Consider the following 18,707-nt stretch of genomic DNA (forward strand, 5'->3'; position numbering starts at 1 on the left):
GATCTTCTTGTCCGATTGATTCTGAATTCGCTTGAAGCGAATCGTAGGCTGTCGAATTCTTATCCTATGGAAAAAGATCCGCTTTCCGCAGAAGACGTCGAGTTTGCCAAAATCAAATTGGAAACTCTTAAAAAGGAATTGGAAAAAGAAATTACCGGACAAAACGAAGTTATCCAAAACGTTATAGTCTGTCTAATCTGTCAAGGTCACGTTCTTTTAGAGGGGATGCCCGGACTTGCAAAAACATTACTCGCAAGATCGCTTGCGAGGGCATTGGATTTGGATTTTAAAAGAATTCAGTTTACTCCCGATCTTTTACCGGCGGATCTTGTCGGAACAGTAGTATTCAATCCGAAAACCGCAGAGTTTGAGACCAGAAAGGGCCCGGTATTCACCGGAGTTCTTCTTGCAGACGAGATCAACAGGGCGCCCGCAAAGGTTCAATCTGCTCTTCTTGAAAGTATGGAGGAAAAGACGATCACGATCGGAGACAAAACGTACAAACTCGATAAACCGTTTTTAGTGATCGCGACTCAGAATCCGATTGATCAAGACGGGACCTATCCCTTGCCGGAAGCGCAGATGGATCGATTTTTTATGAAAGTTAACGTTCATTATCCTGCTCTGGAAGAGGAAGTTTCCATTTTGGATCAGCACGGTAAACTGAGCACGACAAACGGAAAGATCAAAAAAGCGATCACTTCTGCTGAAATCCTGCGATTGTCATCTATGCTTGACGAAGTATTTATCGAAGAAAAAATCAAGTCCTACATTGTTCGATTGGTTCGGAATACAAGACCGGAAGAACGAACCATTCCAGAATTGATTCCGTATATCCGCCATGGGGCTTCTCCGAGAGCTTCCTTAAGTATATTAAAAAGTTCTAAAGCAAATGCGCTTCTGAACGGAAGAACATACGTGATTCCGGAGGATGTAAAGGTTTCGCTCGTGGAAATTTTAAGGCACAGAATCCTTCTCACGTTCGAAGCGATTTCGGAGGAATTGGATGTAGAATCTCTGATCCGGACTGTTGTGGAGGCGACTCCAGTTCCTTAGTTTTTATGATCCGTAAAGAATTCTTATCGGTTCTTTCAAGCCTTGAATTGGGACGTAAATCCCGATCCTTTAAGGAAAAAATCGGGAGTGCAGAAAGTTCTAAACGTGGAAGAGGGCTCGATTTCAAAGATGTCCGGCTCTACAGTTTCGGAGACGACACTCGGCTGATTGATTGGAACGTGACCTCTCGTTTCGGAGAATTGTATGTGCGGGAGTTTTACGAAGAAAAGGAAAGGCAGGCAATTTTATTTTATGATATATCCTCCTCAATGGAGTGGGGTTCCGGGGAATGTTCCCGAGCTGAAAATGCTTTCCAGGTTCTTGCACTCATTTCCTTACTCTATGTACAAAAAGGGAACAGAGTCAAGATCATTCTTTATTGTGACAAGGTGGAATGGGAAACCGACTTTTTAAAATCTCGTAATGAATTGCTTCCGGTGTTGCGTAAAATTTCGGATAAAAAACTAGTACCAAGGAGATCGGAGCCTTTGTTCCCCTTTCAATATCTAAAGAATCGGGTCCATAGGCATGCGGAGGTCTTTTTATTAAGCGACTTTATCGGAATCCGTAACTTGAAGAAATACTCCAGTTTAAAAAAACATTATTCTTTACACGCGATACGATTCAGAGATCCCCTGGAAATGAATCCGCCTAAATCTTTATTGTCCTTTTTTTACACACGCGATCCGGAAGAGTCCGGCGGAGGATTATTCGGTAAGAGTCTTTCTCCCGAATTTGAATTAAAATCTTTACGTTCCTTTTTTCAGTCTTCTTTGCTGGACCTGACCGAACACGAGTTGAAAACCAAGGACTTGATGCGGTACTTTTCAAAATGAAAAAAAGTATTCGAATTATTATATATTCTTGGATTCTAATATTATCTGTGGATTTAAGCGCGAAAACGATTGAGTTTCTTGCTCCAGAAAAAGTGCTGATTGCCGAAAAAATCCGGTACGAATTAAAATGGGATGCCGAAGAAATCGAAGACATCCAATTTCCGGAAACAAAGCTTTATTTTTTGGAAGATTCTCCGGATATCCCTTGGTTCGAAATTTTGTATTCCGAAAAGAAAAAAAACTCTCTTACGGTGGACTTCGTTTTTTATGTTACGGGGGAATATCCGGTTCCGATTTCTTGGACGGATAAAAACGGTAAAAAGGAATTTTCCGGAAAACGATTTCTAATCGAGTCTTCGATTCCCGATTCGGATACGGGCCCCGCTGATATCATTCCACCTTTGGCGTTTTCGGGCCCTTATTTAAGAAATTTATTCGTGTTTTTTATTCTTGTCGTGTTATTACTCGTTTTCGGAATTTATATTTATCGTATCTACACACGTAAAAGTTCGCCTCTGGACGCGATCATCCAATCGGAGTCGGTTCCGGAAAGAATGGAAATCTATGAAATTCGATTGAACGAACTTTTGAAACAGACGTCGGTCCCTGCGCGTGATTTCGCTCGGTTATTATCCGGTTATATCCGTGAAAAGTCGGCAAGCCTTTCTGGAAAAAAAACTTCTGCTTTTACTGAGGCGGAACTTTTTCGTTTTTTGTACGATCAGTTTCCGTTTGAAGAACAAGAACTTCAGTTTTGGAGATTGTATTTAACCGAAAAAAAATTTAGACCCGAAAACACGTTTTTATCTAAGGAAGAGGCGGAAAAAAAGTTTCTACACTGGCGAGGGGTTTGGGATAAGAAATGAGTTTTGAATATCCTTACGCATTTCTTCTTTGTATTCCTGTTTGGGTTTGGGCGTTTATATATTACAAAAACAAAATGTACTTAAAAAAAATGGAGGTTCGACTTCCCGGTAGAAGGGAAGGGGTGCTTTCTAAGTTCGAGGATTTCGGAAGGTTCTTGCCTATACTTCGCCCGATTGCGATCAGTTTGGTGGTTGTTGCGCTTGCTGGACCCGGTAAAAAAACGACTTTTCTTCCCGATGAAAAGGAGGGAGTCGATGTCATGATCGCCCTGGATGTTTCGGGTTCCATGTCCCGAAGTCGAGATTTTCTTCCGGAGACAAGACTTGGCGTTTCCAAAAAATTACTTAGAAGATTTATCGACAAAAGAAAAAACGATCGTTTAGGGTTGGTCGTTTTTGCGGGTGCGGCGTATCTGCAAGCTCCTCTTACGGGCGACCGGGAATCCCTGAACGAAATTTTAGGAACGATCGAAGAGGAGACGGTAGCGGAGCAAGGGACTGCGATCGGGGATGCGATCATACTTTCCACGTATCGATTGAGAGCTTCTCAAGCTCGCTCTAAAGTGATCGTGCTGATCACGGACGGCGTTTCCAATACGGGTAAAATTGATCCTGTAACTGCGACGGATCTTGCGGAACATATCGGCGTAAAAATCTATTCTGTTGGAATCGGAAAAGAAGATGGTTCTTACGAAATCAATTTTGAGATTCTACGAGAACTTTCTGCAAGCACAGGCGGTAAGTTTTTTCGGGCGGAAGATCCGGAGGAAATGAAAGCGGTTCTTGCTTCGATTGATTCTCTTGAAAAAGATCCTTTGCAGGCTCCCCCTCGGGAAATTCGGGAAACCGAGTATGAGATTTGGCTTTACCGAGCCCTTGCCGTTTTACTTTTGGATCTGATGTTACGGGCTTTTTTTCTCAGGTATTACGTATGAATTACGAGTTTTCCCCTTATTTAAAAAATCTATTTATAGCTCTCGTATTCGTGTGGATCATATATTCCATACTTAGAATATTCCTGATTTATAAAATAAAAGAATGGAGAGTTTTTTATCCTGGTTTGGAGAGGACTTCCTCTTTTCCTGATACTCGTTTTGTGTTTGTAAGAATTCTGTTGATTTTTGCGACCTTGGTATGTTTCTTTTTTAGTGGTCTGAAAACTGAAACCAGGGACGAAAAAGAAGAGGAATCTTTCAAAGGAGTCGATATACTTTTCCTAGTGGACGTAAGCCTTTCCATGCAAGCCATTGATAGTCCTCCGACCCGATTGGCAAGGTTCAAAGAAGTGTTATTGCGTATGTTGCCTGCTCTTTCCGGAAATCGGTTCGGGATGATCGTCTTTGCCGGAAATCCGTTTTTATATTGTCCGATGACTTCGGACGTTTCCGCCTTTTCGGATTACGTGCGCGGTTTGGATGTGGACATGGTCGGGGACCGGGGGACGGATTTGAATCGGGCGTTCTTGAAAGCGGATGCATTGCTTGGATCCGAAAAAGTTTTCCGGAATCGAATTTTGATTTTGGTAACGGACGGAGAAGATCAGAACGATCCCGATCCCGTTTCTTTTCCGGCCAGTTTTCAAGTGTGGGCGGCCGGGACGCAGGCGGGTGGTCCGATCGCTTATAACGACGAAAATTCTGGTTTAAAAGGTTTTCTTTTGAAAGATGGAACTCTGACGCCAGACTTAAATTCCCCCGGAATCATACATTCCAAGATGAATCGGACCTTTTTAAAGGAACTTGCGAGTAAAAACGACGGAACTTTTTATTCTTTGGATTCAAATCCTCCAGACGTAACGTCTTTTCAAAAGCAAATTTTTTCTTTGGAAGAGAATCTGTATTCCAGAAGTAAGGAATTGAAACGTGCGGAAGGTTCCGGTAAATTTTTGTTTATGGCCATTTTTTTTCTATTATTGGATTGGATTTTGGTGGAATTTTTCCTGTTTTCTATACGGAAATCGGAAGTTAGAATATGAAACAAATTCGTACATTAGAATATTTGGTAATTATAATTTGTTTTATTTTTGTCGACTCCTTGCTCGCGATCGAATTGGATCCGGGAGGAAATCGGATCGCCGAAGGACTGGAATACTACAATCAGGGGGAATATCTCGACTCTTTGAAGATGTATCAGGAAGCGGAGTCTTATTTTCCGGAAGATTCTAGATTAGAATTCAATCGTGGTGCGGCGGAATTCAAGTCTGGTAACATAGATAAGGCGATTCGTCATTTCGAAAAAGCCGCTAATTCTCCCTCTCCCGAAGTTCAATGGAAGTCCAGATTCAATTTAGGAAATGGTTATATGCTTGCTGGAGACCGCAAAAAAGCGGCGGAAGAATTTATCAAAGCTTTGAAGCTGAAGCCCGATTTAAAAGAAGCAAGAAAAAATTTAGAATACCTCCGTAAAATGCCGCCTCAGAATTCCCCCGATTCTAATTCCCAGAGCCAACCTAAGAACTCGAAGGACTTTTCCTCTCAAAACCAATCTCAAAATCGCAAGGATAACTCGAAGAGTGGAAATTCGCCAATCGAAAAGGGTCAAAAGGAAGGATCTGCGGGTAGTCGTCTCACTGAAGAGGAAACAAAAAGGATCTTGGATTCTTTGGATCTGAATAAGGTTCGTAGAAAGAGCGGGAAAAGCCGGGATAGAGAGGTTTTTTGGTGAAGAGATTCTGGGTTTTATCTTTTTTGTTTTGGGCCGGATCTCTTGCGGCGGAAGAAACAAAATTCTACGTTACGCGAAACACGTTTCATCTCGGAGAGGAATCCTATGTGGTTTTCGAAATGAACATGGGCTCCAGGGTTTCGATTCCTCAGAATTCTTTTTCCAGCGGAGATATTTCCGTCTTTTATGCGGGCTCGGAAGAAAACACTACGATCATCAACTTTCAAGTTTTTAGAAAAAGACTTTTAAAGTTCAGGATTAAGGCTTCAAGACAAGGAGTTTTTACACTTCCCCGCGTGAGTATAGAGGTGAATGGTAAAAAGTTTGTTTCCGACCCTTTTCAGATTCAAGTGCTTGAAAGATCTAAAACTGCAAGGAGGGGAGGGACTTTTTTCGATCGTTTCTTTCAGTTTGAAGAAGAGGATTTGCCCGAAAACGCGGATTTAAAAGTGATTTTTCAAACGAGTAAAAAAGAAGCCTGGATCGGAGAGCCGATCATCGGTTATTTTACGTTGTATTATAGGGATGTGCGTAAGCCTTACTTTGATCGAAATCCAGCCGATTCGATTCAGTTTCCCTACTTCCGGAGCGAAGTCCTTTCTGGTGTCGCTGTAAAAGTTCCCGATCAAGTTTTATATGAAAGAAACATTTACGACGTCGCCGTATATAACAAAGAAATCTATTCCTTGGTTCCTCTCCGTGCGGGAGAATTTCATCTAGGCAAGACCACGTTTTCTTTGGAAGGTCAACTTCAATCTTACTTTGATATGAAAACCGTTACCACGACACCGAGTCGGATTCGTGTAAAGGAACTTCCGAAATTCGAAGGGAATTTCAGCGGAGGTGTCGGAGAATTCAAAGCTCGTGTAAAAATTGAAAATGACCTTAATACGATCGAAACGGGAAGCACTTTATATCTGAGCGTTGTCATCGAAGGAGAAGGTAATCTTTCCTCCGTTACGGAGCCTCTTTCTACTTGCAAAGAAGAAAAGAATTGCTCTTCGAAATTTACGTTATATGACACATCTAAGTCTTGGAAATTTACCGAACTGAAAAATGGCGGTTACGGTTTTTATTCCATTGCTCGTTTTGAATACGGAATTCCGATGGAAACGGTTGGAGTCTGGAAACAAGAGCCGAGGGACTTCGTTTTTTTCAATCCGGATTCAGGAAGTTACAAAACTATTTCTCTTCAGATTCCATCGGTAAACGTTGCTCGGGCGAAAAAGGAATCTAAAGGTGCGGAATCTTCAAGTTCGATTTCCGAAGAGAGAAAAATACGAGTTTTGTTTTTCGCTTTCGGATTTTTACTGGTTGCGATCGTTGCAATTTGGTTTCGTGTTCAAAAATCGGATTCAACTTTTCTCATATCGCTTCCGGTTCTTTTCCCGATCTTCGGGGCTCCGATTTTAAAAGAACTTGACTTACAAATGGGATCTAAAAGAGGCTTTGTATTAAGACAGTTTCTGCTTTCCAAGGGGATCCCCGAAACGGATGTTTCCTTCCTCGTAGAAATTTCCGGAGCCGAGCTTGGTTATTCGGAATTTGCACTTCGGTTGAACCTCAAGGACAAAACGACACTGCTTCGTATTGCAAATCGTATTTTAAAACATATAAAGGAGAGAACTCTATGAGCGAAGAAATCAAAGGAAAAATTTCCGTGGAGACGGAAAACATCTTTCCGATCATTAAAAAATGGCTTTATTCCGAAAAAGATATTTTTATCCGAGAACTGGTGTCCAACTCAAACGACGCGATCACTAAGTTAAAAAAAATAGCGTTCTCCGAGGAATTTGAAGGAGGTACCGATTATAGAATCGATCTTGAATTCGATCAGGAAAAAAGAATTCTCACGATCGAAGACAATGGAATCGGAATGAGTTCCGAAGAGGTTCAAAAGTACATCAATCAAATCGCGTTTTCCAGTGCGGAAGAGTTCGTAAAAAAATTTCAAGGGGAAGGGACTAAACCCGAAATTATCGGACATTTCGGACTCGGTTTTTATTCCTGCTTTATGGTTTCCACGAAGGTAATTATAGAAACCAAGTCGTATAAAAAAGATTCTACTGGAGTAATTTGGGAAAGCGAGTCCGGAACCGAGTTTTCTTTGCGTTCTTCGGATAAAACTGCAAGAGGCACTAAAATCACCCTCTATCTCGACGGAGATTCTGGAGAATATTTGGATCAATGGAAACTCAAGGAACTGATCCGTAAATACTGCGATTTTTTACCCGTTCCAATTTACGTAAAAAACGAGCAAGCCAACAAACAAACTCCTCTTTGGTCCGAAACACCTTCTTCTGTAACTAAGGAAAAATACGAGGAATTTTATAACTATCTCTTCCCTTTTTCGGGAGAACCTCTCTTTCACGTTCATTTAAACGTGGATTATCCGTTCCGTCTACAGGGGATATTATATTTTCCTAAATTAAAACACGAACTGGATGTGAATCAATCCGGAATCAAACTCTACTGTAATCACGTATTTGTAAGCGATGATGCCAACGACTTGGTTCCTAAGTTTTTAACTGTACTCAAAGGAACAATTGATATTCCCGATCTGCCTCTGAACGTTTCCCGTTCGTATCTACAAAGCGATCCTTTGGTGAAAAAAATCTCCGCGCATATCGTGAAAAAAGTTGCCGATCGTTTGAACGAGGAGTTTAAAAAGAGCGAGGAGGAATTTAGAAAGAACTGGGACGAAATTTCCATTTTCGTAAAATACGGAATGTTGACCGACGACAAGTTCTATGACGCAGCAAAGGATCTTGTGTTTTTTAAGACTTCGAACGGGGAAATCATTCGTCTTGAAGATTATTGGAATAAAAACAAGGAAAAAAACAACGGGAAGGTATTTTACGCCTTAGAAACTTCCTCCGTATATATGGATCTGCTTAAATCTCAAGGGCTTGAGGCGATTTTAGTCGATTCTAGAATCGATTCTCATTTTATTCAATTTTTGGAATCTAAAAATCCGGACATGAAATTTCAAAGGGTGGATTCGGAACTTGCGGACGGGGTTGTGGATCAGGAACATTCTTCTTCGATTGTTGACTCGGATAACAAGACCGAGGCGGACCGGATCAAAGAATTTTTCGAGAAAATTCTAAAGCGGGACGGACTTGAAATTAAGGCGGAGCCTCTCAAAGCGGAAGGCGTTCCGGCGGTTGTTCTTCTTCCAGAACATCTCCGCAGATTGAGCGAGATGAATATGATGGGTGGTCAAAATCCACTTGATCTTTTAAAGAATCATACTCTTGTAATCAATACTCGTTCCGCTCTCGTGAAGAATATTTTAGGGTTATCCAAAGGAATTCGTTCGGCTAAGGCGGATAAGTTGGCCCGAACCGTATACGATATGGCTCTTCTTTCTTCTAAAATATTTGGGGAAGCCGAATTTTCCGAATATTTAAAACGAACTACGGAAACTTTGGAAGAGTTAAGCGCTTCTTGAAAAACCCGGAAAAAAGACTTGGAATTTCGAAGTCGGTCCGATACATATAGTGTGCGTTTTATGGATCGGCTTCGGATACAACTACTCTTGGTTCTCTTGCTTTTTGGCAAAAATGTATTATTCGCTCAAAATGCACAATCTTCCATCTCCGGACCGGTTTTGGAGGAAAGTGAAGATATTCATAAAAAAAACGCCGCCGCTCTCGATAAGGAATATTATGAATATTACTTCCGCACCATCCCAGACGTAGATGCCCTTGAAAAAGCGAAGCTGGAATATAACTTAATCCGTTCTTTTAAGCTCGAACTTAGGAGAAGGGAGCCTTCTCTGTCACCTGATTATTTCAAACAGATCAAAGCGACGAATATTCGCTATGAGAGAGTTTGGGCGGATTCTATTTGGATGCGCGGGATCCGAAATCAGATGCAACATATTCGATTTCAAGAATATATGTATATCGTAATTTATGATAAGTATTTCTTATATATCTCGTACGAAATGAATCCTTCACGGTACGTCATGGAACCGTATCAGATACAGTTGATCTTTCAAAAAGAAAACCCTTTTTTTATCAAGCTACCCGATCCTTGAAAATACGATAATAAAGTCCGGTTGCGAGTAGAATTCCTGAAAAACAAAGTCCTATCATTGAGAACATTTCTAAAAAGTCGAAATCATTTATAAAAAGAGAATTCTTTTTAATTCTCGCCAGAACTTGAATTTTTCCGAAAGTTTCGAAAGTTTGTCTACGTACTTCTATGCTATCTCCGACCCGAAGTCTTTTATGTAGATTCTCATCCACTTGTTCTGTGATTTCGTATAACTTTCCGAATTCGTCGGGAACCCTATACGAAACGAGGTAAGCTCTTCTTCCCGGCTTTTCTATACGAATCGATTCTGTAAGGGTTCCAAAAACAGTCGGACCGGGTTCTCTCAAACTTCGATAAACTTGGTCCAGGTGTTTGTTTTCGCTGGAGACGATGAGATAAAATGGAAAAAAGAATGAGATCGAGCCGAATCCGATCGCGAAAAGTATTTTATAAAACGGAGTGGAATTAAAAGTAAAATTCATAGAAACAAAAATGGAGTTCTATCCGGATAGTTTCTGATTTCATCGGATTATTACAACCAGATAAAAGAACGTGAATTCGGTATAAAGGTTGAGAGTTAAAAATTCTTCAAGATCGGTTTTTTTGGTAAAAATTACTGTTTAGTTCGTTTGCTTCGAGAAGTGAAGAAAGAGTATTCAATTTATGGAGCAAGAATTGTTCGAACGAAACTCGAAAATATTTACTCAGCAACAAAATTCGAAAAATCAATAGCAGAAGGTGGATTATTTTTGAATAATCAATACGGAAAAGTGGATTCAATTTCGTTTTTATATTTTGCTTTGTATTGATAAACGAAACAATGAGGAATTCGATTTTGAATATGAATGGCCTAGGGGTCTTTTGGAAGTTTTTGACTGTATTCCGTTACATTCTCGGAAATTCAGGATAGCGATCTTTTTTAATTCTGAAAAGTTCGACGTATGAATCTGTCCAGATCTCAATTCTTGCAGTATTTAGGGAAGGGCGCGTCCGCGTTGGCGATTGCAAAATCCGGAATTCTTTCAGCTGCTCCGAAATCGAAGTCTTCTCTTCGTTCCAAACCGAATGAGCGATTTCAACCGATTTCTCCGAGCGAGCAAGATTCGTTGATCTTACCTCCCGGTTATCGGTATAACACAATCGCTCTTTACGGAGATAGAATGAATCCTCAAGGGGATACGTTCGGTTTCAATTCTGACTTCAATTGTTTTTTCCCTTTTGAGGATAAGAAGGATGTAGGACTTCTCTGGAATAACCACGAGACTCTCGGAGTTTTGGAATACTATGTGAACGGATACGACAGCCAGAAACAAGGACCCAACGAGAGAACGGACAAACAGATCGAACAATATTTGTATGCGTTGGGTGGTTCCGTAATTCGAATCGCAAAAAAAAATGGGGACTGGACTCTTTTTCCCGATTCTTCTTACGGAAGAAGAATCAATGGACTTACAGAGTTTCGTCTAACGGGTCCCGCGGCCGGAAGTAGAGCGGTGGGAAATACGAACAAGGTTTTCGGTACGTTTTCGAACTGCGCGGGAGGTGTTACTTTTTGGAATACCGTTCTTTCATGTGAAGAGAATGTGGAATGGGTTATAGAACCCTGCAAACTTCCGCACGAAACCCATTACGGCTGGGTGATCGAGGTGGATCCGTTCGATCCCAAATCCGTTCCGGTCAAACATACCGCCTTGGGACGATTTGCCCACGAGAACGCGGCGCTTGTCTTGTCTCCCTCCGGTAAAATCGTGGTTTATATGGGGGACGACACTCGTGATGAATGTGTCTATAAGTTTGTATCCAAGAATTCTTACGTTCCGTCTCTGGGAGCGGCAAATTCCTCCTTACTCGAAGCGGGAATTTTGTATGCGGCGGACTTCGATAAGGGCATTTGGATTCCTCTGGATTTGGAATTGAACGAAACATTAAGAAATTATAAAAAAGAAAACGGTGATAGATGCTTTGAAACCCAAGCGGACGTTCTCGTTCATTGTAGGAGCGCCGCTAAAATTTGCGGTGCGACTCCAATGGATCGTCCAGAGGACATAGAGATTCATCCCTTGGACGGCACGGTTTTTATCGCGATGACCAACAATGACAGACACGGAAATTTATTCGGACAAATTCTCCGCATCCGGGAAAAGTCTGGGGACCACGCGGGCCTGGAATTCGATTTTGAAGTGTTTGTTGCGGGGGGAGCGGGTTCGGGATTTGCTGCTCCCGACAATCTTGCGTTTGATAAAAAAGGAAATCTCTGGATCGTGACCGATATTTCCGATAAGAACTTAAACAGATCCGTATATAAGAAATTTGGAAACAACGGATTGTTTGTAATTCGGACCCAAGGCCCAGATGCCGGTAGGGCGCTTCAATTCGCTTCTTCTCCGATCGGAGCGGAGCTTACAGGACTCTGGTTCGCTCCGGATCAAAAGGAGTTATTTCTTTCCGTTCAACATCCGGGAGAAACCACGAAGGATTATCGAAATCCCACGAGCCGTTGGCCTCACGGAGGAAACTCCATGCCAAGATCCGGAGTAGTTGCAATTTATTTAAAGTGATCGATTACTTGGCCGCTGCGATCGCTTCTGTTTCCGTGATAAAGTGAGTGAAAGGTTTCCAAAGCCCTAAAAGATTGAAGATCTGAATTACTTTGTCGGAAGCTTCCGTCAAAAATAGTTTTTTACCGTCGTTTAAAAGTTTGTATCTCAGTTCGAAGATAGAACGTATACCCGAACTAGAAATGTATTTGAGTTCGCTTAAGTTCAGAATCACAGCGTTCGGATGTGGAGGGTCGATGACCTCACTTTTAAAATCAGTGAAACTATTTTCATCCAATCTACCGTCGAGCATATAAACGAAAATTTCGGACGAGATCTCTTTCTTTTTGATGTTCAATTGACTCATAATTTACGAACCACTACGTGTAATTTTTTTTTAGAGAGACTAAATTCAGCTTTTGCACCCGGCGGAAAATCGTAAATCGTTTCCGCAAGAGAATCGATCGAAATTCCTCCTTTCATTTCCGAAATTAGACTGAAACTATCGGCGACCATAAAATGGTCCAGAGTATACTGAGTATGTTCCTTTTTTCTAAGTTCTCTGCAGTAGACTTTGAAAAAAGGAGATTGTTTGTCGAAACTTGTGTCCGTATTTTCACAGGACATAACCCAGCCGGTAGAGCCCGCTCCCGTATAAACTAGAAGTCCCGAACATTTTTGTTCTTCCATTTTGTTGCCGTGGCAGATCAGAAATCTGCTGGTTAAATCGGGGCTATTATTTCGGATCGAAATTTCGCTGATTCCTTGTAGAGTGCTGACATTCCTTCCGTTCGGATAGTATATTTTGACTTCAATCAAGGGCCACTTTTCAATGATCGCATCCTCCCAATTTGTCTCAAGGGCTTTTTTAATATCTTCTACATGAAAAGAAAGAAGTGCTCCGACAGATGTAGGGGGATCTGAATTACATCCCAAAACGAGCGTATCCACGGCATGGTGCGCGACGAACGTGAAATGATTGTCTCCGCCCAAAGCGATCACGAGATCATAATCGGAAGGAGGATTGCGATCCATATCTTTTCGGAAGATAAAGGTGCTGTTTGGAAAGAGACGTTTGAGAGTTTCTCGATTGGAAAGTTGTCTTAAGTGGGATTCGTGGATCCTTGCAAAAGAATCGTTTTGGATCTTGTAAATTTTTTGGATCTTTTGGAGTGATCCCCATTCTTCCAAGTCCAACTCGAACTTGGTTCGTTTGCCTAAAATGAGGACTCGTTTGGTTGCCTTTAATTTTTCTAGGGACATGAAAATGATCCAAATACAAGAAATGAATTTGGTTTCAAATGATCGAGATTTTTTCAAAGAAAGCTCGGGATTGAAGATACTCATTTTGTTTTTTCCATACCAAAGCCGAATTATCACTTGAACCTATAACATTAAAGGTTAGTCTAGAAATCTGCCGGTTTGACAATCGGAAACGTGAAAATTTCGTTATGTTAATAAAAGGTTTTGTGCCCCTGGAAAAACAACAAATCCAAAAATCGGATCGAGAAAAAGGAAAATTCGAACGGCTCATAGAAAGTACGGTTTGTTTTGTATTATGCCAGAGTTTTTCTAGAAAAAATCGTGGGGAATGATATCTTGAAAAAACCACCTGTTACTTTTCTATCAATTACGAAAAAGAATCGATTCTTTTCGGTTACAGTAACGGTCGTAGCTTCCAAAGAAATCAAATTAAAACCCTAATGAAAAAATCCGAATTTTATTTTTTTCACAAAGACGAATATTACAAAGTCGTGTTCTGTTTTTTCGAACTTACAAAAAAAGCCACGTTTTCAAAATTCGAAAACTTTTCTGAAAAAGTTTGTAAACAATTGGAGATCGAAAAAGAATGAGTTCGGATGTAAATTCCGGATTCCCTTTTTATCCCTTTCGGGATTTTTTACTGGGAGAAGTATTCTTAAAAACTCTCTTAGAAAGTGGTGTTTCTTCTCAAACCGCAGAAGAAGCGATCTTGTCGCATCTTCCTTCGGGTCGTAATCATTTCGTATTCACTCCTAACGCGAAAAAACAAACCTTGCTCAATCTTTATCCGGAAAAAATCCGGAATCTTTTGAGAGAGAATCAGGAAGAAGAAATCAAACAAGAATTTCGTAATATGATCAAAATCGAAGAAAGAATGGATCTTGCGCTGGAGCTTCTAGAGTGGTTGTTCGTCGGTTTTGACGAAAGAGAATTGTTAAACGACTTGTTCTCCCTTATCCTCAACGATAAGATTCCGTTGGGGGACGGGTTTCTGGATCGTCTGAAAAAAAATTACGAAGAGGAAATTCTCAAAGACCTGAAAGGTTTGAAATAAACTGCTCTTGAAAGTATCCTTTTGAGTTTTCAAAGATTTCTGTTTTGGCTCCGACTTTTGTATTGTAAATTCGATCTCAAGCCGTGGAAAATCGAAAAATTTTGGCACTTTAAAGACCGTACGATCGTTTGCTAAGTGATTGTATTCGGTCTGGAGTGCTTGTTATGAAGATAAGATTTGTTTTCTTTTTTTTGATTTTAATTTCATTAGTTGCTTGTAACGAGAAAAAGAATGAAATCGACCCCGATCTTTTACTCTCGGTAGCCTTGTTGCAACCTCCCGATCGAGCGGAGAACTACGATCGTGATGTACAAATCATTACCCATACGCTACAGGGATTTCCGGTTGATTGTGATCTGAGTTATTCCGACGAAGACGTTAATTTTTTTGTGGAAAGATTAAAAAGAGAAATTGCCAGGTATCCGAGGGGATATTGGATCAAAGCGGGTGCGGAAAGCATAGTTCTCTGTAGAAACTTAACAATTTTGGGTAACCTTCAGGCTGGAGCGGTCAATCCTATGTTACCATTTATTTTTTTAAGCGTATGGGATGGAATTGCATCCAATGCCAACCGACAAGTATTCAATGGTAGTACCTACGTAAATTATTTTGATTATTATTACAATTATGATCCTCGGCGGGTGATCAGCCACGAACTGACACATTCAGTGGATCGTCGTAACTCATGGCATATCTTGTCTGATCCGGAATGGGAGAGGTTGAATCATCCGGGATTTCAATACGGAAATCACAACTACAATCCGCAAGATAGTATTCTTCGTATTTCGAATCCTATTCGGGGTTTTGTGTCCTATTACGCGACTCTAAATCATTTAGAGGATCGAGCGGAAATCGGAATGGTAATCATGGGGCCACAAGCCGCTAACAATCAATTGGTTCAAATCTGTCAAAACGATGCGATCGTTGCTGCAAAGGTTCGTAAGACGGTCTCGGAATGGAAACAATTTTGGCCGTTTGCGGGCGCGGAGAATACGGAGTGGAAGGTCAGAATGTCTCAAGCTGAACGGGATTGCAGCTGAGCAAAAAAAGCCCACGCACCTGGGGTTTGCCGCGGGCTTTGTCTTAGGACTGTTCGCTTACGCTTAGGCTGCTACGGATGTCGATTCGATAGGAACGTCGGATCCGCGAAGCACTTTTTTTCCTTTTGCGGTCCAAATTGCTCTTTGGATTTTGATGATTTTTAATAAATGAAGGACCTTCATTACTTGATATGTAAGATCCAGTTCGAACCAGCGGAACGCAAAGTTCGGAGAATTAGGATGAGCATGGTGATTGTTTTGATACAATTCGCCTGCTATCATAAAGTCCACAAACAGAGTGTTCTTTGAATTGTCCGGATTTTTTTTATGGTTTCTATAACCGTACATATGCCCGCACCAGTTTACGATTGCACCGTGAAGAGGTCCCATCACCCAGTGGATTGGAAGTAGCAGATACCATCCGTACTGTCCTTCAGGAACAAAATAAAGATAGAATAACGTGTAAAGGGTTCCACAAAACAATCTGAAAGTCCAGGAATCACTGAGTCTATCGATTGCCGGCCACTCGGGGTAGTTACCTCTAAATTCTTTTTCTACATTCGCTTTTTTGTCTAAGATTGCTTCATAATTGAGTGCGGTTTTCCACATCATGTCCAAAAAACCTTTAGAGGCCACCGGAGAATGGGGATCTTTTCCGGTATCGCTGTATGCATGGTGTTGTCTATGCATGATTGCATAAGCGCGCGGATTTAAGAACGAGGAGCCTTGAGCCACACAAGTGAAAATGTGAAAAAACTTTTCCCAAAACTTATTCATCTTAAACATTGCGTGGGCCGCGTATCTGTGTAGAAAGAACGATTGGACAAAAGCCGATAAGAACCAATGCCCGATAAAAAAAGATAGAATAATCACCATTTGGTATTAACTCCTGTTGAATACTATGAGTGGTTTGCACTGTGCAGGTTGCAGGAAAGTTGCGAATTATTTTGAAAAAAGAGAAATTTTCTGATCTTTTGGGTCTGTTTTTCGGGAAATGAGCAACCAAATTCCAGGTTTTAATTTGAGGGTGTTGCCCTCTCTGAGGTTTTTTCTCTAAAAATGCGGGACTCACTTTGCAAAATTGAGAGTCTGTCTTAAAAACCTCGGAATATAAATTTGTTCCAAAATTAGAAAGCACCTACTAAATCTATACGCAATAAGTGTCTTTAGTTTTAAGGCAAGTCCGCTGTTTAGGCATTTTATTGTACAGAGCTTTATGATGTAACGGTGGAAAGACGATTTAAAAACTTATAAACTTCCAAGGAGACGTAATTTGTAGGAACTACTACGTTTTATTACTGGCGCTTACAATGGAGTGATGTCAGCTTTAGCACAATTCCTGTTATACACTGGGTTATATTTGCCTGGTTGTCTGACTATCAGTAATAACTATATAATGGCTTTTCAGACTTTGGCTAAATTTTTAGTGATTTGTTTTTTTGGGAATGGTTCTTCCGACAAAATATCGGCACAAAAAAGAACTTGAAACTTTTCCGATATACGATTAAAAGCAACAGTTTTTATCACCACAATATATATATTTTATTGTATAGTTTTAGAATCAACTTTGAGTTTTAAGGTGTTTTGTTAAAAACCTGTTTGATTTTTACCGAGAAAATGGAATCGAAAAAAATAAAAAAGGAAAACTTATGAAAGGGAAAAAAATCGGAATTTTAGGTTCCGGCGTAGTAGGACAAACTCTCGCAAACGGATTTTTGAAATACGGGGCCGAAGTGAAAATTGGTACAAGGGATTCCGGAAAACTCAAAGATTGGTTATCCAAGGCAGGGGCAAGTGCGTCGATTGGGTCGTTTGCGGACGCTGCAAACTTCGGAGAAATTCTTGTGTTAGCTGCAAAAGGAAATGCCGCGTCCGAAGTATTAAAGTTAGCTGGAATAGATTCTTTGAATGGTAAAACGATCATCGATACGACCAATCCGATTGGGGAAGAATCTCCACAAAACGGAGTTTTGAAATTTTTTACGACATATAATGAATCTCTAATGGAGCAATTCCAGAAGCAGGTTCCCAAGGCAAACTTCGTAAAATGTTTTAATTCAGTCGGAAACGGTTTGATGGTAAATCCTCATTTAAAAGACGGAAAGCCGAGCATGTTCATCTGTGGAAATGACGAATCCGCTAAAAAACAAGTAAAGGAAATTTTGAATCTTTTCGATTGGGAAATCGAAGACATGGGAAAAGCGGAAGCTGCGAGAGCGATCGAGCCTCTTTGTATTCTCTGGTGTATTCCGGGGTTTCTATCTCAATCCTGGACGCACGCGTTTAAACTTCTGAAATGATCGTATATAAGATTGGAGATAATCAGAACTTTATCTCCCCTGTTGACCAGAGGCCAAGATTGCAAATTCGAGAAGACAACGATTTTAAAACTGTAGATTTTTCCGAATTTCTCGGAGGGCGATTCCTTCCAGAGTTTCAAAACTTGAAGGGTCGGGGTGGGGAAGGGTTTCAAGAATTTTTAGGCCGAAATTGCCGTATTCGTTCTTGATCCATTTCTTGAGCTGAAGGTCCGTTTCTTTGGAACGATCGACGGCGGGTTTTGCCTTACGGATAAATTCTAGAAGATCGTCGATTCCATATTTGGTTTTCGTGGAAGTTTTAAAAACGGGAGGAAGGTTCTTCCCTGGCATGACGTCTTTTAAGAATTCCAGAGTAGTAATTAACATATGATAACTGGAATTCGCAAGAACCTCTTCGTCGCATTTGTTGAGAATAAAAGAATCCGGAACCTCCATGATTCCGCTTTTCATAAACTGGATCTGATCTCCGCCTAATGGTTGTAAAACGAGAAAGGAAAGATCCGTAAGTTTGGAGACTTCGATTTCGTTTTGGCCGATTCCGACGGTTTCGATAAACACGTAACGAAAAAAACAGCGAAGCAATCGGATCACGTGGTACGTGTACGGATTAACTCCCCCTAATTCCAATTGACTTGGCTGGGAACGGAAGTAGATCCTTTTCTCTCTTGCGGGAAGAGAAAGGCGGGTTCTATCGCCGAGTAAAGAACCTCCGGAGATATGGCTGGAAGGATCGATCGCAACGATCGCCATTGTTTCTCCATCGTCGACTTTTAGAAATTGAATCGCTAATTCCCCGAGTAAGGAAGATTTTCCAGCCCCGGGAGTTCCGGTAAAACCCACGGTGAGAGAATTTTGACCTGTGAGACCTTGGGAAGCGAGAGACTCGAAGAGATTCTTTCTAAACTCGAAAGAATCCGGTCTTTCAACGCCGGAGATGAGTTTCGCGATAGGAAATTTTTCCCCTTCGCGCGCCCCTTCGATGAGTTTTGCGAGATCTTCTTTGCGATGTTTCACGGCATGCCCGTC

General features: G+C 41.0%; 18 protein-coding genes. 13 read left to right on the forward strand and 5 right to left on the reverse strand.

The genetic code is table 11. The annotated features are described in order from the left end of the window. The first annotated feature begins 66 nt into the window (after positions 1–66). The 9 genes from LEP1GSC190_RS17650 to LEP1GSC190_RS17690 are packed head-to-tail and all read left to right on the forward strand — an operon-like array spanning position 67 to position 9,467. Positions 67–1,056, forward strand: coding sequence for an AAA family ATPase (locus tag LEP1GSC190_RS17650; RefSeq protein ID WP_002749575.1), 990 nt, complete (start codon positions 67–69; stop codon positions 1,054–1,056). A 5-nt stretch (positions 1,057–1,061) separates the two neighbouring features. After that, positions 1,062–1,892 carry a DUF58 domain-containing protein gene (locus LEP1GSC190_RS17655; protein ID WP_002749431.1) on the forward strand — a complete coding sequence of 277 codons (831 nt, stop codon included), beginning with the start codon at positions 1,062–1,064 and terminating at the stop codon, positions 1,890–1,892. Continuing rightward, entirely contained in the window at positions 1,889–2,758 is an 870-nt protein-coding gene (locus tag LEP1GSC190_RS17660; RefSeq protein WP_002749589.1) for an LB_053 family protein, read from the forward strand. Before LEP1GSC190_RS17655 ends, LEP1GSC190_RS17660 begins: the two co-directional genes overlap by 4 nt. Further along, positions 2,755–3,693, forward strand: a complete 939-nt coding sequence (gene batA, locus LEP1GSC190_RS17665; RefSeq protein WP_002749492.1) for a VWA domain-containing protein BatA — start codon at positions 2,755–2,757, stop codon at positions 3,691–3,693. The genes LEP1GSC190_RS17660 and batA overlap by 4 nt, the downstream gene beginning before the upstream one ends. After that, positions 3,690–4,733 (forward strand): VWA domain-containing protein BatB, encoded by a 1,044-nt coding sequence (gene batB / locus LEP1GSC190_RS17670; RefSeq protein WP_002749406.1) that lies wholly within the window; start codon positions 3,690–3,692, stop codon positions 4,731–4,733. The genes batA and batB overlap by 4 nt, the downstream gene beginning before the upstream one ends. After that, positions 4,730–5,422 carry a TPR repeat-containing protein BatC gene (gene batC / locus LEP1GSC190_RS17675; RefSeq protein WP_002749557.1) on the forward strand — a complete coding sequence of 231 codons (693 nt, stop codon included), beginning with the start codon at positions 4,730–4,732 and terminating at the stop codon, positions 5,420–5,422. Before batB ends, batC begins: the two co-directional genes overlap by 4 nt. After that, positions 5,416–7,056: a BatD family protein gene (locus LEP1GSC190_RS17680; protein WP_002749630.1), complete on the forward strand. Its 1,641-nt coding sequence runs from the start codon at positions 5,416–5,418 to the stop codon at positions 7,054–7,056. Before batC ends, LEP1GSC190_RS17680 begins: the two co-directional genes overlap by 7 nt. Then, positions 7,053–8,876, forward strand: a complete 1,824-nt coding sequence (htpG, locus tag LEP1GSC190_RS17685; protein WP_002749285.1) for a molecular chaperone HtpG — start codon at positions 7,053–7,055, stop codon at positions 8,874–8,876. The genes LEP1GSC190_RS17680 and htpG overlap by 4 nt, the downstream gene beginning before the upstream one ends. An 18-nt stretch (positions 8,877–8,894) precedes the next feature. After that, positions 8,895–9,467 (forward strand): hypothetical protein, encoded by a 573-nt coding sequence (locus tag LEP1GSC190_RS17690; RefSeq protein ID WP_002749491.1) that lies wholly within the window; start codon positions 8,895–8,897, stop codon positions 9,465–9,467. Here LEP1GSC190_RS17690 and LEP1GSC190_RS17695 read toward each other — a convergent pair. After that, positions 9,448–9,948, reverse strand: coding sequence for a hypothetical protein (locus LEP1GSC190_RS17695; RefSeq protein ID WP_002749260.1), 501 nt, complete (start codon positions 9,946–9,948; stop codon positions 9,448–9,450). The genes LEP1GSC190_RS17690 and LEP1GSC190_RS17695 overlap by 20 nt on opposite strands. A gap of 459 nt (positions 9,949–10,407) precedes the next feature. Here LEP1GSC190_RS17695 and LEP1GSC190_RS17705 point away from each other — a divergent pair, with 459 nt between their 5' ends. Next, complete coding sequence (locus LEP1GSC190_RS17705; protein WP_002749222.1) at positions 10,408–12,024, forward strand: PhoX family protein; 1,617 nt, start codon at positions 10,408–10,410, stop codon at positions 12,022–12,024. 4 nt (positions 12,025–12,028) lie between these two features. On the opposite strand, the gene LEP1GSC190_RS17710 is transcribed toward LEP1GSC190_RS17705, so the two are convergent. Next, positions 12,029–12,370, reverse strand: coding sequence for an STAS domain-containing protein (locus LEP1GSC190_RS17710; RefSeq protein ID WP_002749596.1), 342 nt, complete (start codon positions 12,368–12,370; stop codon positions 12,029–12,031). Next, complete coding sequence (locus LEP1GSC190_RS17715) at positions 12,367–13,266, reverse strand: NAD(+)/NADH kinase (protein ID WP_002764086.1); 900 nt, start codon at positions 13,264–13,266, stop codon at positions 12,367–12,369. The genes LEP1GSC190_RS17710 and LEP1GSC190_RS17715 overlap by 4 nt, the downstream gene beginning before the upstream one ends. 586 nt (positions 13,267–13,852) lie before the next feature. Between LEP1GSC190_RS17715 and LEP1GSC190_RS17720 the strand changes: the two genes are divergently transcribed. Further along, positions 13,853–14,320, forward strand: a complete 468-nt coding sequence (locus tag LEP1GSC190_RS17720; protein ID WP_002749650.1) for a hypothetical protein — start codon at positions 13,853–13,855, stop codon at positions 14,318–14,320. A 164-nt stretch (positions 14,321–14,484) separates the two neighbouring features. Next, positions 14,485–15,360 (forward strand): LIC13305 family lipoprotein, encoded by an 876-nt coding sequence (locus tag LEP1GSC190_RS17725; RefSeq protein WP_002749226.1) that lies wholly within the window; start codon positions 14,485–14,487, stop codon positions 15,358–15,360. Between the two features lie 63 nt (positions 15,361–15,423). On the opposite strand, the gene LEP1GSC190_RS17730 is transcribed toward LEP1GSC190_RS17725, so the two are convergent. After that, on the reverse strand, positions 15,424–16,236 hold the full coding sequence (locus LEP1GSC190_RS17730) for an acyl-CoA desaturase (RefSeq protein WP_002749561.1): 813 nt from the start codon (positions 16,234–16,236) through the stop codon (positions 15,424–15,426). A gap of 773 nt (positions 16,237–17,009) precedes the next feature. On the opposite strand from LEP1GSC190_RS17730, the gene LEP1GSC190_RS17740 reads away from it, so the two are divergent. Continuing rightward, positions 17,010–17,660 carry an NADPH-dependent F420 reductase gene (locus LEP1GSC190_RS17740; protein WP_002749217.1) on the forward strand — a complete coding sequence of 217 codons (651 nt, stop codon included), beginning with the start codon at positions 17,010–17,012 and terminating at the stop codon, positions 17,658–17,660. Positions 17,661–17,744: 84 nt separating this feature from the next. On the opposite strand, the gene LEP1GSC190_RS17745 is transcribed toward LEP1GSC190_RS17740, so the two are convergent. Next, the gene (locus tag LEP1GSC190_RS17745; protein WP_002749409.1) at positions 17,745–18,695 is read right to left on the reverse strand and encodes a P-loop NTPase family protein; all 951 of its coding nucleotides are present in this window, start codon (positions 18,693–18,695) and stop codon (positions 17,745–17,747) included. Between the last annotated feature and the right edge of the window lie 12 nt (positions 18,696–18,707).

The organism is Leptospira mayottensis 200901116 (genome assembly GCF_000306675.2).
Lineage (GTDB): Bacteria > Spirochaetota > Leptospiria > Leptospirales > Leptospiraceae > Leptospira > Leptospira mayottensis.

Coding starts and splice junctions, on each gene's coding strand:
- LEP1GSC190_RS17650 (WP_002749575.1), top strand. CDS start 67: ATGGAAAAAGATCCGCTTTCCGCAGAAGACGTCGAGTTTGCCAAAATC.
- LEP1GSC190_RS17655 (WP_002749431.1), top strand. CDS start 1,062: ATGATCCGTAAAGAATTCTTATCGGTTCTTTCAAGCCTTGAATTGGGA.
- LEP1GSC190_RS17660 (WP_002749589.1), top strand. CDS start 1,889: ATGAAAAAAAGTATTCGAATTATTATATATTCTTGGATTCTAATATTA.
- batA (WP_002749492.1), top strand. CDS start 2,755: ATGAGTTTTGAATATCCTTACGCATTTCTTCTTTGTATTCCTGTTTGG.
- batB (WP_002749406.1), top strand. CDS start 3,690: ATGAATTACGAGTTTTCCCCTTATTTAAAAAATCTATTTATAGCTCTC.
- batC (WP_002749557.1), top strand. CDS start 4,730: ATGAAACAAATTCGTACATTAGAATATTTGGTAATTATAATTTGTTTT.
- htpG (WP_002749285.1), top strand. CDS start 7,053: ATGAGCGAAGAAATCAAAGGAAAAATTTCCGTGGAGACGGAAAACATC.
- LEP1GSC190_RS17695 (WP_002749260.1), bottom strand. CDS start 9,948: ATGAATTTTACTTTTAATTCCACTCCGTTTTATAAAATACTTTTCGCG.
- LEP1GSC190_RS17705 (WP_002749222.1), top strand. CDS start 10,408: ATGAATCTGTCCAGATCTCAATTCTTGCAGTATTTAGGGAAGGGCGCG.
- LEP1GSC190_RS17710 (WP_002749596.1), bottom strand. CDS start 12,370: ATGAGTCAATTGAACATCAAAAAGAAAGAGATCTCGTCCGAAATTTTC.
- LEP1GSC190_RS17715 (WP_002764086.1), bottom strand. CDS start 13,266: ATGTCCCTAGAAAAATTAAAGGCAACCAAACGAGTCCTCATTTTAGGC.
- LEP1GSC190_RS17720 (WP_002749650.1), top strand. CDS start 13,853: ATGAGTTCGGATGTAAATTCCGGATTCCCTTTTTATCCCTTTCGGGAT.
- LEP1GSC190_RS17725 (WP_002749226.1), top strand. CDS start 14,485: ATGAAGATAAGATTTGTTTTCTTTTTTTTGATTTTAATTTCATTAGTT.
- LEP1GSC190_RS17730 (WP_002749561.1), bottom strand. CDS start 16,236: ATGGTGATTATTCTATCTTTTTTTATCGGGCATTGGTTCTTATCGGCT.
- LEP1GSC190_RS17740 (WP_002749217.1), top strand. CDS start 17,010: ATGAAAGGGAAAAAAATCGGAATTTTAGGTTCCGGCGTAGTAGGACAA.